We start from the raw sequence: 13,562 nt of genomic DNA on the forward strand, positions 1-13,562 counted from the left end.
ATATGTTGTCACAATTATTGTTTGAATGTCTTTCAGAAGAAATTCCATCAAGAATGCAGAATTCATCTGCAGCTCAGGTTAAGAGCTATATCATTAATGCTTTTAGTAAAAATAATGTGAAATTTGCATCTATAGAAGTTTATGTGACTGCACGTCGCATTGCTCTTTTTATTGATGGCATAAGTGCTTTGGAGCTAAAAGATTCTAACAATGAGATTAAAGGACCAAGAGTTAATGCACCGAAAAGTGCTATCGAAGGTTTTTTGAGAAAAAATCGGAAAGGTGAAGAAGATTTACTCATTCGCAAAGTAAACGATGAAGATTTTTACTTCATTAAGAGAGAAAGCTGCTTATTTAACATCAGCGGGTTTCTCAAAAATCAACTGGAGGAAATGCTAAAAAACTTTTCTTGGCCAAAGAGTATGAGATGGAGTGAAAGAAAAGAGAGATGGGTTAGACCAATTAAAAATATTCTATGTATTTTAAATGACGAAATAATACCCATATCTTTTGCAGGGGTTACAGCATGCAACGTGACGTATGGTCATAGGTTTCTTTCAGGTGATGCAGTACTTACTGTTAAAACACCCAAAGACTATTTTGAATTGTTAGAAAAAAATAATGTCATTCTCCAGTTGGACAAAAGAAAGCAATTTATACTAGATCAGATTAATAAGTTTACAAAAGAGGAGAACTTACAACTTGAAAAAAATGATTATTTACTTAATGAATTGGCAGGGCTTATAGAGTGGCCAATAGTATTATTTGGTAAAGTAAAATCATCAGAGTTACCGAAGGAAGTAATACTTAGTATAATTAACATGCAGCAAAAGTATCTTGCTTTAAGTAATGGACAGAAAATTTCACATTTTGTTACTGTTGTAAATGTTAACAATAATGAAGTTGTCAAAGGTCATGAAAGAATATTAGAAGCACGTCTTGCTGATGCCCAATTTTTGATGTCTCAAGACAAAAAGGAAAACCTAGATTACTATGTCAAAAAATTGAGCTCTATTTCATTTCATGCTTCGCTCGGTAGCGTAGAAGAAAAAGTGAAGCGTATTATTACTCTGTCAAAGTATGTAGCGATATTTATTCCACATGCTTCACTAATTAAAGTTGAACGTGCTGCATATTTAGCAAAGGCAGATCTTGCAACGTTGATAGTAAAAGAATTTCCGGGATTGCAAGGAATAATGAGTGGATATTACGCTTCTTACTTTCAAGAAGATAAAGAAGTAGTAGAAGCTATAACTGAGCACTATAAGCCAATCGGATCGGAACAAGAATGCCCTAAATCTCCTACTGCGATTGCTGTAGCTATTGTAGACAAAATGGATAGTTTGGTTGGTTTAATTGCAGCAGGTGAGAAAATCTCTGGTTCGTATGATCAGTTTGGTTTGCGGAGAATGACAATTGGTATAATTAGAACAATACTTGAAAATAATTTGCATATTCCAATTAGGCTACTGATAGATAAGTCAGTATCTTTATGTTCAAGACTTCTCTTTAATAAAAATACAACACCAGTTGATAAGCCAAATGAAAAACAAATTTCAGAGCTAGTATTTAAATTTTGCTTAGAGAGGTTCAAGGTTATTTTAAAAAATAGAAATATAAGGCAAGATATTGTAGATTCAATAATATATAAAATCGATATTAATGATCTGCTGACAGCAGAAAAGCAAACTGTTATATTGGATCGTTATCTTAGTACGCCAGAAGGTGAACAGGTTCTAAGCACTTATAAAAGAGCCAGTAACATGATGAGCAAAGTGAGAAAAAGTGATGGCACTACTTATAATGCATCTTACAGTAAGAAGTTTTTGATTGAAAATGAGGAGATTGCGCTATCAAATTGTGCTATAGCTGCTTGTAAAAACATAAAACAAGCGATAGAAAATAACGACTTTAATACAGCGCTTGATGAACTTGCTCGTTTTGCTCCATTTATCAATCAATTTATGGACAGTGTAAAGATTAACTGTGATTCTAATGAGCTTAGAATAAACAGGTTATCTTTGCTTGCAAATGTTGTTTCTACCTTTCATTTAGTAGCAGAGTTTAACCTTATACAGGTTAAACAATTGATAAATGCTCAGGCAATATAAGGAACAAATCAAATCATCTCCACAATCCTGTGGCGTTTATAAGATGGTTGGAGATAAGAATAAGGTTTTATACATTGGTAAAGCAAAAAACTTGAAGTCGAGGTTATCCGACTACCTTCAATTCGAAAACCTTTCTGAACGAATCAGAGTAATGATCTCACAGGTTATTAAGGTTGAAATATTCATCACTGAGAATGAAATCGAAGCATTGCTTCTTGAAGCACAGTTAATAAAATCGTTAAAACCATCTTATAATATTTTGCTTAGGGATGGAAAATCTTATCCTTATATAACAATTTCTAAGCATGATTATCCAAGGATAGCAAAATATAGAGGTAAGTTTAAGAAGAATGAGTTTCATTACTACGGCCCTTTTCCATCTGCTGCTGCTGTTAAGAACACTATATTATCATTGCAAAAAGCTTTTCTCTTAAGAGTATGTTCAGATCAATATTTCTCTTCAACAAAAAGACCATGTCTTGAGTATCAAGTTAAGCGCTGTTCAGCACCATGTGTAGATAAAATTACAAAAGATGATTACTGCAAATCAGTAAAACAAGCACAAGATACTCTGCTAGGAAGGAATAAAGAAGTGCAAAGACAGCTATTTTCTACAATGGAAAAGTGCAGTAGGGAGATGAATTACGAGCTTGCTGCTGTCTATAGAGATCGATTGAAATTTCTTCAGCAAATTCAAATGCAGCCAATGGATTTTTCTTTTGAAGAAGATGCAGATTTCTTTAGCGTTGTACGTGAGGCAGACTTAGCATGCATTGGTGTACTATCTTTCAGAGATAAAGGTAACTATGGAAGCATTCCTTACTTCATTGAGAATTGTAGTGATCATCCAAATGATGAAATTTTATCCACCTTTTTGGTCAATTTGTATAATCCAGTTAGCACACCACCAGCACAAATTTACGTTCCCGATTTTATTAAGGATAAGGAAATTATAGAACAAGCACTTTATGCTCTTACTCAAAAATCAATAAAAGTTTTGTATGCGAAAAATAGTAAAGAGCGTGATTTGTTGAATTTTATTTACAATAATTCTAAGCATAGCCTAGAGCAGAAGATTACTGATTATAGAAATAACCTAGAAAAGCTCGAAGAGCTTAGGAAGATTTTCTCGTTACCAAATATTCCAAAGCGTATCGAGGTTTATGATAATAGCCATATATCTGGAAATCAACAAGTTGGTGTGATGATTGTTGTAGGGCAGGAAGGTTTTTTAAAAAGTGAATACAAAAAATTTACTATAAAAGAAGAAATTTCAGGTGATGACTATAAAATGATGAGAGAAGTGCTGACTAGACGTTTCTCTGGCAATATAAAAGATATAATCCCTGATTTTTTACTGATTGATGGCGGTCCAGGACATGTTTCCATAGTGCAGAATGTATTGGAAATATTGAATATAAAAGTTCCTTTTGCTTGTATGGCAAAGGGTCATGATCGTAATGCAGGAAATGAAAGATTTTATGTGCCAAGCAGAGAAGAATTTACTCTAGCAAGTGACAGCAAGGTCATGCTTTATTTACAATTACTGCGTAATGAAGCTCATCGTTTTGCAATAACTTCGCATAGAAAAAAACGCGATAAACAATTTTTTGCTTCACAATTAAGCAAAATATCCGGTGTTGGCAGTAAAAGAAAGAAGGCACTCATGTCTCATTTTGGTTCGGTAGAAAACATAAGCAAAGCTTCTCTAGCTGAAATTCAAAACGTACCTGGAATTAGTAAAGGTTTAGCAGAAATCATTCTTCAACACGTAAATTCTAAGAAAGGTACTCCTAAATAGGTACTCTAAAATTAACCTTTATTTCTTCTTAATAAGACATAAAAAGCTCCTTTGCCACCATGTTTTTTTATGACTTGCTGATAGTATAAGATCATATTCCGAACTTTTGTGTCATTCAACCACTTATTTAAGCTATTCTTTATAGTGTCTATTTTATCTGTACTATTACCATGCCCCGTAATTACCAATAAGCACCTATTCCCTGCTTGATAATTTTTGATAATAAAATCTATCAATTTACAATAAGCATTATCTATACTATAGCCGTGCAAATCGAGTTTATCGCTTATAAAATATTTGCCCCTATCGATCTTTAATTTTGTATTGTAGTCAAGACAAAATGATGAATCACCATTATCAGTATTAAGAAAATTTTCTTGTAAACTAGAGGCACCTTTATCAATCATAGATTTTATATTTACTTTGTGATCAACTTTCAAAGTAACTTTTCCACATTCTATTGGCTTAACATTTTTTTGCCAATCTAACTCATCATCTGACATAAATTCATTAATTGAACTGCATAATTTTACAACAATATATAAACACAGTAAAATATTGCTTACTCTATAAAAATCTGATTTTTAATAATGAGATGAAATCATCAAAAGCTAATGAAAACTGTTGGATATATGGAAAGCACACTTGTATTTCAGCATTAAGAAACAAGAATAGGCGGTGTATAGAACTGTTAGTAACAGAAAATTTCTACAGAGAATTTGAGAAAGAAATTAAACAATGTGCAGATAGTAAGGGCATTAAAGCTCGACTGGTAGAGAACAAAATGTTCAATGATGTTTTACCCAAAGGTGTAAATCACCAAGGAATTGCTTTAAAAGTTACTCCTATTTTTCACAGCTTAAATATTGAAGAAATAGCTGAAAGATCAGGTGAAAACTCTACTATAGTCATTTTAGATCAAATTACTGATACACACAATATAGGGTCGATTTTAAGAACCTCAGCTTGTTTCAACATTGATGCATTGGTTTTACCACATCACCATTCGCCGGGCGAAAATGCATCTATCGCAAAAGCAGCAAGTGGAGCACTGGATATTGTTCCTCTAATATACGTTACAAACATAGTAAAGACGATGGAGTCTTTAAAAAAGATAGGCTACTGGTGTTATGGGTTTGATTGCAATGCCAAGGAAAATATAGATGAAATAAAGAATTTTGGGCAAAAAAGAGTAATTATTTTTGGTTCTGAAGAGAAAGGAATGCGGAGACTAGTTAAAGAAAATTGTGATTATCTTTTAAAAATCCCAATGTCAAACGTAATTGATAGTCTAAATGTTTCAAACGCAGCAGCAATAGGACTATATTCCATTTACATTAAAACAAAAATCACTGCAAATTAGTTGAAATGAAAAATATACTTCTTGCCTGCTATCAAGACCGTTGGAATCTAGAAAAAAGAATGCCATTTTAGCTTCACATGCACAGCTGGAAGATGTCATCCCAGTGCGTGACACTGGGATCCAGTTAAATTTGCGAGTATAAAAGTAATGTTAAAATATAACGTTTCTGATGATGATGGAAAGATGGATGCCAGTGTCTGGGCACTGGCATCTACAGAATAATGTTCGTACAGCTGTGTATCACATGCTGGAATGACAACAGTGAATGACATAACGAGATATCATCTACTGGCACTTACATTACCAATCCCAAGAAAGAGGTGCACTTGGATCTATTGGAATTTCAAAAGATGGCTGTGACATTACTGCCTTTACAGCTTCTTGAAATTCTGAATCTTGAGCATTTACTGCAATTTTGGCACTAGCTTGAAAACTTGGGTTTTCTATTAGCTTGGTGGCTACATCTTCAGGCGTTGGTTTTATCCTTTATCAGCTAAGAATGTTTTTGCTGCTTGATTGCTCTGAGCACCGTATGGAGTTTCAGTAGAATCAAGTAATAATCCTAATTTTTCTACTAAGATTGATTTTTGGCCATCTTTAGCATCAAATATAGCTTCAACAACGGCTTTTTCTGCCGCTTTTGTTTTAAGCTCTGTAGTTTTAAGAAACGTATTCTCTGCTTCAGCTTTAGTATAAACATCTGCAGTATTAGCTTTCTTTGCTAGCTCAGTATTGACATAACTCTTGTCAGCTTTGTTATCTAGAGCGGTTGTATCAGCTTTTTTAGCTAATTCAGATTTATCGGCTTTGTCAGCTAGAGCAGACGTATCTGCTTTGTTTGCTAGCTCAGTATTGACATAACTCTTGTCAGCTTTATTATCTAGAGCGGTTGTATCAGCTTTTTTAGCCAATTCAGATTTGTCGGCTTTGTCAGCTAGAGCAGATGTATCAGCTTTTTTAGCTAATTCAGATTTATCGGCTTTGTCGGCTAGAGCAGACGTATCTGCTTTGTTTGCTAGCTCAGTATTGACATAACTCTTGTCAGCTTTATTATCTAGAGCGGTTGTATCAGCTTTTTTAGCCAACTCATTATCCACACCTTTTTTAGTATATATACCGGTAGTGCCATCATCTTTTGCTAATTCTGGTATTAGAGCTTCAACAACAGGCTTTTTTGCTACTTCTTCTGCAAGAACTGATTTACCAGCTGTACTCCCATCTATAGTAAGTAATTTTCCTAGAGCTGCTGCTAAACCATTTACTGTGTACTCTTTTGCCTGACCACCATTTGGTGTATATGCCACTTTAAGATCATCTGTGGTAATATCTAAAGTATATTTATTATCCGTATTGTCTGCCAAAGTTACAAGTTTAACTTCTGTCAGAGTTGCTGCTGCTGTTCCTGCAGCACTTTCAAATTTTAAACTAGCCACCATATAACTCTCCGTTAATTACAAAAACCATGGAGTGCATGAAAATAATATAAATTCCGTAAATACTAGATTTTGTATAAGATTTCCTTGAAGCTTTTCGCTTCATAATTCTTCTCTTGTGATCTAAGTATGTAGCAGACGATGTCATCCTAGTAGCCCCTTTGGTGTCATTACAGTGCGTGACACTGATTTTTCATAATCATCAAAACGTTGTATTTTTATATAACTTCTGTACTCACCAGCTTGATGTATGATCAGAATTCCTGGATCCCAGTACTTGAATGACATCTTTTTTCTGGAGACAAATACATCTAAATCTTCGTACAGTTGTGTGTCTGGACACCGTAATGACACCGAAGGAGCTGCCTGAATGACACTGAGGGGGCTACTCAGATCTGTCATTCAAGTACTGGAATCCATTTTTCCATCATAAGAAATGTTGATTACTTTTATACTAGCAAATTTAACTGGATGCCAGTGTCTGGGCACTGGCATGACACCATCATAAGGTGAACCAGTGTTAGCTACTTGAATGACAAGAAGAGGGCAGGGCCCTCCTTGTATATTAGATATAGGCTGAGTTATGATCGTGATAAACATGATCGCTTGCGCAATCAAACATTGTCACAAAACCATTCTCTAGATAGAGATTGTATTCATGATGTTGATCTGATAACTCAATGTTATCTTGCGTTTCTAAGTTGAAGTGACTTGAATCTGACAGCAATTCGTAATTTGGATTATCTATTTTACTAATGCTACTTATTACTTTGCCATTACCATATTTGATATAGCCAAACTATAACTATCACCATCCTTCATTATTTTGACGGATACCTTATCTTCAGGTAACACTATAAGCTTTTTTGTATCACTATCGTGAACTACAAATTTGCCATCTTTAAAATAATACTTGTCTTCCGGCAAAGCACCAATCTTATAATTTGATGTATGCAGTTTGTTCCAAAAATCTAACACAGATTGCTTGTCTGTTCCTTCTGCTCTATCATACAAGGCTTTCACATCATTATAATCTATGATTACATTTGCCTTATGTTTCCCTTCAGAATCTTGCTCGCGACTCTTTTCTATTTTGAGAATTGTGTCTTTTAATACCTGCTCTTTCTCCTCCACTGAAGATGACCTTTTTGCCCTTGTTGGAATTTGTGGTTGATCAGACTGCATTTCACTATTGTCGTTTGATACAGTTCTCTCTTCAGCAACAACATTAGTAGTAATATGGCTCATGTGTGACGTATCAATCTCTGTCTTAGTTTCACTTACTTGCCCTTTTGGACTTTCGGTTTGTTTCTCTTTTGTGAATATTCTCTGATAGTCCGTGTAGCCTCTGTTAGTATCTCCGATATCGCCACTGCCTTGATCAAAAGTTATTTTTTACTTCCATTTTCCATGTTCTCAATTTCAACTTGAGGAGAAACAGATGCGAGGAAATCGTTATAACTGTAGTTGTAGTCAGCAGAAAAGAATATTTTTCCTTTGAAGTTATGGAAGTTATTAGATAACATTCCAATTTCTTCATCAGTATCACCATCAAATAGTTTTACTTTAGTGAAATATCTTTGATTGTTGATTCTCACTATTTCACCACTCGAGTTTCTTTGTATCTGATAATCATTTGGATCATGTTTAATGGTAAAAAGTTTACCAGGGGCATATTTTTCTAAGTTTATAAAGCCCACATTTATATGTTTATGAGAATAATCTCTCTTTTCATATTCATGTGCAAATACTGGGTTGATATATTTGTATTCTTCTGGTATAGCATTACCTTGAGCATCATACCTATATTCATTACCACGTTCATCAGCTGGTGCCAATTTGTATCCGTCATCCTTTTGCACCAACTTTAGATGAGTAACTTCTTCAGGTAACTGATAGCGCACATTTTTTCCTTGATCATGAATGAATAAGTTACTCCCATTTACAACTTCACCTCTTTCATTTTTTATCTCTTCAGTAATATAGAAACCCATATTTTTGAATTCATGTAGATTTTTGCCTCCTTGCTTTACAACCGCTTCGTATACATCGTCGTCTGTTCTATCAGTCCCTTTATCATCCAATAATGTTCCTTTTTCTACGATTATGCCGCTTTCTCTTTGCTCATCAGAATATTGAGCATGATTTGAATCCTGATGATTTAGAATTTTGGTTCCTCTAAGAAGAAGAGAATCTAAATCTTTTTGAATGTGTCCAGTGCTGGGATGCAACAATTCATTTTCATGTAAATGTGCTTCATCAAAGTATTCATCACGTTCAACTGTTCTACCATCTATCAGAGAAGCTTTATAATGACCGTTTTCTTTTGTAATTGCCATATAAGCACCTCCATCATATTGAGTATTCAAGTTGTGCAATATGTCCTCAAAAACAAAAGTTTCTTTAGTTTGACCTTCAACTTGCTTAAAAAAGCCCGATTCGCTCGACAACTCTCCAAGCTTTGTATTCCCATCATATATAGATAGTGCACCCATATTTCCGTGACCAAGAGCTTGCATAGAAAAAATCTTGCCTTCTTGTAGATCAATATGATTTGTACCTCTTATCAAGTTTGGATCGATATTGACCAGCTCTCCTAATATTTTTGCTGCCTGAGGATTATTTTCAATCTCATCAACTGCTTTGTTTTTTAGTTGATCAAACTTTAAGAATGCTGGTCTGTATTTTGTATTTTCCTCATTACGTAACTCTTCAATAGTAATCTCCTATGATTATTGTCCAATAGAAATTTCAAATTTTGTAAAATCTTTAAAAACCCAGTTATTTTTAAGAGTGTAGAAAATAGTTATAAGAAATTTTCTAGCAGTAGCAGTTATAGCCTTAGCAGAACCACGCTTCTTTTTTATATGTTCATAAAAGCTTTTCAAGTAAGGACTGTAACGTACAGCAATCCAAGTACATTGAACTAAAGAAGTACGCGCTATTTTTGACCCTCGTTTGGTAATTCTTCCAATTGTACATTGCTGATTAGATTGAGAAACTCTTGGTACAACTCCAAAATATGCAGTAAGTTTCTCAGGTCTACGGAAATCATTAATGTCTCCAATTGTTACAATAAAAACAGCTGCAGAAATTGGACCTATTCCCTTTATGCTGATAAGATTGCTGAACCCAGGAAGTTGTTTAGCGAAAGCTATAATTTCCTTTTCAAGCTTTTTAAGGCTTTCTCGGATAGCTTCTAAATGATAGCTAATCACTTCAATTTCAACTTTTTCTAAAGGATCCCAATTATGCTTTTGAGTAGCACGTTCAAATCCTACTTTAGTTGTAAGTACTTCTTTTTTAATTTTTATTCCATGGTAATTAAAAAGACCATGAACTTTATTGATTAAAGATACCCGTGACTTTACTAACTGATCTCTCGTTTGAAGAAGAGAAGCTAACTGCTGGCATTGTTTGTTTTTGCACCTTGCCTCAGGCAACATATCTTTGCTGAGAAAGAAAGCAATAGCTCGTGCATCATGCTTATCTGTTTTGTTCACAGAGCGACGAACAACTTCAAACTGCCCAGGAGCAATTATTACTATGCATTTAACGTAAGGTGAAACTGCATCATAAAAGAAACAGCTATTACCTGTTGCTTCTATGGCTACTTCATCTGTTTCTTGAAGATCTTTGGTGAAATTATCCAAGTCTTTTAAGCGAAACGTTTGAATATGCTCAGGTTTCCCTTCCTGTAAGTAACAAGCAGTAAAACTATTGGTATGTAAATCAACTCCAATGTGACGCATATTTTTTCCTCCAATTGCATATTTCAATATATCAGAGTAGAATATTGCCGGTTGTTCCAAACTCCTATACGAGGTCATCACATCACATTTTGTGAGCCTCACGATGATTTTCGGTGGCAGGGGCAGTTAATCTCTCCTACGAAGTCTTCTTTCTATTCTTCATATAAGAGCAGAAAGTGCTTCAGAAAAATATCCAACCTGCCACCTAGTCCACTCTGAGAAGTTATTATCTTCTCTTGCTTACAACCAAGCAATACTTATTCATACCATCTCTCCTTTATCGTTACCCCGGTGTTGTGATACTGGGGTAACACCGTTCGCTATGTAAATTAGCTAAAATGTTCATACAGTTTTTACTGAAATGACATTATTCACTGCTTCCTATATAGTTTGAAGACATGCTCTTAGCGGCTGCCTGAGGTTAGCTATAGAATTTTATCTATATTCTCGATTTTTCATATTGAGTTAATTATCTATACTTTTTTATTAAGATGTAAATTATATCAATATGAGAATTTACACTTTCTTAGCGGAAGTAGCTTTATGCTTGATATTGTAAAGACTAATAAATTAGAGGTTAGAATTATGACAATCAATCAACAAATAAATAAAAATATAACTCAAGAAGAATACTTTAACAATAAGCATACCATAGAAGTTAAAGATTTAAATATCAAAGTAGAGGTTCATTCTCATGATTTAAGAACAAGTAAAGTTGCTCACATTGAAAGTGAGATAAGAGAAACAGCTACTAATTTTAAAGATGCATTTAAGCTGGAGCCTGGTAGCTCAGAACAAACATTCAAAATTTATGTGTTTGATGATAAGGCTGATTACACTCACCTTGGTGGAAGCAAGCATTTCGGTTCTCACCTCCTTGGAGATGAGGGTGGTAAATGTTATCCAGGAGGAGGAGATGGTGTTTGTGCTACAATGTACGTCTATCAGCAAGGTGGCGTTCATAACCTTCAGCATGAATTTGCACATGGTTTGACTTACTTGGCTACAGGAGGCGAATCTTTACCAACAGTATTAATGGAAGGAATTGCAGATTACTTTGAGCACCATTCAGATCATAAGTTCAATGCTCAAGGATCAAGTATTGACAAAACCGAAGCTGCAAATTTGGATTTAGATAAAATTTTAGATTTAGAATATTCAGATGACAGCGAAGCAAATAGCCTAGTTTATAAAACAGGTCATGCGTTGGTGATGTACTTACAGGAAAAAGATCCTAGTTTATTAAAAGATTACCTGGATACTTTACATGCAGGTAATTCACATAAGTCAGAAAGGTTCTTGGAAAGTATAAAAGGGCATAATGCTGACTTTAAAAGTTGGCTTACTGAGAATGATACAGGAACTGCAATGGAACACCTCAACGCTTTGCAAGTTACAAAAGGAGATTTTATAGCAACTGGTCAAGAAATAGTGGGTGGAGAAATTAAAAATGTATCCTACTATAAAGCAAATATAGAAAAAATGGATGGAGAAAACGTTGGAAATTTTTCTCCTGTAGAACATGTTGCATTTTATGACGTTGCTCGTGCTATTAATAGGGCAACAAATGATAACCTCGATATATCAAAGGAATATCATTTCCTCAAGGTAGTAAAAACTTCTGATGGACAGGATAAACTAACTTACTCTGACCAACAAGGTAATGAATATCAAAACAGTCAAGAGTATAAAAATCAGGCTTTTAGAATATTATCAAAATATGATACAAAAATTAAAAGTGAGGCAGACAAATTCGATAATTTGAATAAAGAACGTGGTGAAATGTATCAAAAATATCATAAAGGAGAGATGGTATGAATAAGTATTGCTTGGTTGTAAGCAAGAGAAGATAATAACTTCTCAGAGTGGACTAGGTGGCAGGTTGGATATTTTTCTGAAGCACTTTCTGCTCTTATATGAAGAATAGAAAGAAGACTTCGTAGGAGAGATTAACTGCCCCTGCCACCGAAAATCATCGTGAGGCTCACAAAATGTGATGTGATGACCTCGTATAGGAGTTTGGAACAACCGGCAATATTCTACTCTGATATATTGAAATATGCAATTGGAGGAAAAAATATGCGTCACATTGGAGTTGATTTACATACCAATAGTTTTACTGCTTGTTACTTACAGGAAGGGAAACCTGAGCATATTCAAACGTTTCGCTTAAAAGACTTGGATAATTTCACCAAAGATCTTCAAGAAACAGATGAAGTAGCCATAGAAGCAACAGGTAATAGCTGTTTCTTTTATGATGCAGTTTCACCTTACGTTAAATGCATAGTAATAATTGCTCCTGGGCAGTTTGAAGTTGTTCGTCGCTCTGTGAACAAAACAGATAAGCATGATGCACGAGCTATTGCTTTCTTTCTCAGCAAAGATATGTTGCCTGAGGCAAGGTGCAAAAACAAACAATGCCAGCAGTTAGCTTCTCTTCTTCAAACGAGAGATCAGTTAGTAAAGTCACGGGTATCTTTAATCAATAAAGTTCATGGTCTTTTTAATTACCATGGAATAAAAATTAAAAAAGAAGTACTTACAACTAAAGTAGGATTTGAACGTGCTACTCAAAAGCATAATTGGGATCCTTTAGAAAAAGTTGAAATTGAAGTGATTAGCTATCATTTAGAAGCTATCCGAGAAAGCCTTAAAAAGCTTGAAAAGGAAATTATAGCTTTCGCTAAACAACTTCCTGGGTTCAGCAATCTTATCAGCATAAAGGGAATAGGTCCAATTTCTGCAGCTGTTTTTATTGTAACAATTGGAGACATTAATGATTTCCGTAGACCTGAGAAACTTACTGCATATTTTGGAGTTGTACCAAGAGTTTCTCAATCTAATCAGCAATGTACAATTGGAAGAATTACCAAACGAGGGTCAAAAATAGCGCGTACTTCTTTAGTTCAATGTACTTGGATTGCTGTACGTTACAGTCCTTACTTGAAAAGCTTTTATGAACATATAAAAAAGAAGCGTGGTTCTGCTAAGGCTATAACTGCTACTGCTAGAAAATTTCTTATAACTATTTTCTACACTCTTAAAAATAACTGGGTTTTTAAAGATTTTACAAAATTTGAAATTTCTATTGGACAATAATCA

General features: G+C 34.4%; 12 protein-coding genes. 5 read left to right on the forward strand and 7 right to left on the reverse strand.

What is annotated here, in order from left to right; genetic code table 11:
• Window positions 1–2 precede the first annotated feature (2 nt).
• Together glyS and uvrC are read left to right on the forward strand one after the other, a co-directional pair.
• Window positions 3–2,111 carry a glycine--tRNA ligase subunit beta gene (glyS, locus tag EJB00_RS01230; RefSeq protein ID WP_015588215.1) on the forward strand — a complete coding sequence of 703 codons (2,109 nt, stop codon included), beginning with the start codon at window positions 3–5 and terminating at the stop codon, window positions 2,109–2,111.
• Window positions 2,095–3,912: an excinuclease ABC subunit UvrC gene (gene uvrC / locus EJB00_RS01235; RefSeq protein WP_015588216.1), complete on the forward strand. Its 1,818-nt coding sequence runs from the start codon at window positions 2,095–2,097 to the stop codon at window positions 3,910–3,912. Before glyS ends, uvrC begins: the two co-directional genes overlap by 17 nt.
• Before the next feature lie 11 nt (window positions 3,913–3,923).
• On the opposite strand, the gene EJB00_RS01240 is transcribed toward uvrC, so the two are convergent.
• Entirely contained in the window at window positions 3,924–4,415 is a 492-nt protein-coding gene (locus EJB00_RS01240; protein ID WP_015588217.1) for a Smr/MutS family protein, read from the reverse strand.
• A gap of 92 nt (window positions 4,416–4,507) precedes the next feature.
• Here EJB00_RS01240 and rlmB point away from each other — a divergent pair, with 92 nt between their 5' ends.
• Complete coding sequence (gene rlmB, locus EJB00_RS01245) at window positions 4,508–5,275, forward strand: 23S rRNA (guanosine(2251)-2'-O)-methyltransferase RlmB (RefSeq protein WP_015588218.1); 768 nt, start codon at window positions 4,508–4,510, stop codon at window positions 5,273–5,275.
• Window positions 5,276–5,754: 479 nt separating this feature from the next.
• Here rlmB and EJB00_RS01250 read toward each other — a convergent pair whose 3' ends face one another.
• The 6 genes from EJB00_RS01250 to EJB00_RS01265 form a co-directional block, all read right to left on the reverse strand.
• On the reverse strand, window positions 5,755–6,711 hold the full coding sequence (locus EJB00_RS01250; RefSeq protein WP_136132826.1) for a hypothetical protein: 957 nt from the start codon (window positions 6,709–6,711) through the stop codon (window positions 5,755–5,757).
• A 141-nt stretch (window positions 6,712–6,852) separates the two neighbouring features.
• Window positions 6,853–6,996: a hypothetical protein gene (locus tag EJB00_RS06115; protein ID WP_158673911.1), complete on the reverse strand. Its 144-nt coding sequence runs from the start codon at window positions 6,994–6,996 to the stop codon at window positions 6,853–6,855.
• A gap of 114 nt (window positions 6,997–7,110) precedes the next feature.
• The gene (locus EJB00_RS01255; RefSeq protein WP_041581343.1) at window positions 7,111–7,308 is read right to left on the reverse strand and encodes a hypothetical protein; all 198 of its coding nucleotides are present in this window, start codon (window positions 7,306–7,308) and stop codon (window positions 7,111–7,113) included.
• Window positions 7,309–7,473: 165 nt separating this feature from the next.
• Window positions 7,474–7,956 carry a hypothetical protein gene (locus tag EJB00_RS06295; protein ID WP_225416291.1) on the reverse strand — a complete coding sequence of 161 codons (483 nt, stop codon included), beginning with the start codon at window positions 7,954–7,956 and terminating at the stop codon, window positions 7,474–7,476.
• 140 nt (window positions 7,957–8,096) lie between these two features.
• On the reverse strand, window positions 8,097–9,278 hold the full coding sequence (locus EJB00_RS06300) for a hypothetical protein (protein WP_225416292.1): 1,182 nt from the start codon (window positions 9,276–9,278) through the stop codon (window positions 8,097–8,099).
• A gap of 162 nt (window positions 9,279–9,440) precedes the next feature.
• Window positions 9,441–10,460, reverse strand: coding sequence for an IS110 family RNA-guided transposase (locus tag EJB00_RS01265; protein ID WP_135352712.1), 1,020 nt, complete (start codon window positions 10,458–10,460; stop codon window positions 9,441–9,443).
• A gap of 543 nt (window positions 10,461–11,003) precedes the next feature.
• Here EJB00_RS01265 and EJB00_RS01270 point away from each other — a divergent pair.
• Window positions 11,004–12,278, forward strand: a complete 1,275-nt coding sequence (locus EJB00_RS01270) for a collagenase (RefSeq protein ID WP_225416293.1) — start codon at window positions 11,004–11,006, stop codon at window positions 12,276–12,278.
• A 261-nt stretch (window positions 12,279–12,539) separates the two neighbouring features.
• Window positions 12,540–13,559: an IS110 family RNA-guided transposase gene (locus EJB00_RS01275; RefSeq protein WP_135352712.1), complete on the forward strand. Its 1,020-nt coding sequence runs from the start codon at window positions 12,540–12,542 to the stop codon at window positions 13,557–13,559.
• Window positions 13,560–13,562 lie beyond the last annotated feature (3 nt).

The sequence above is a fragment of the Wolbachia endosymbiont of Drosophila mauritiana genome (assembly GCF_004795975.1).
Classification (GTDB): Bacteria; Pseudomonadota; Alphaproteobacteria; order Rickettsiales; family Anaplasmataceae; genus Wolbachia.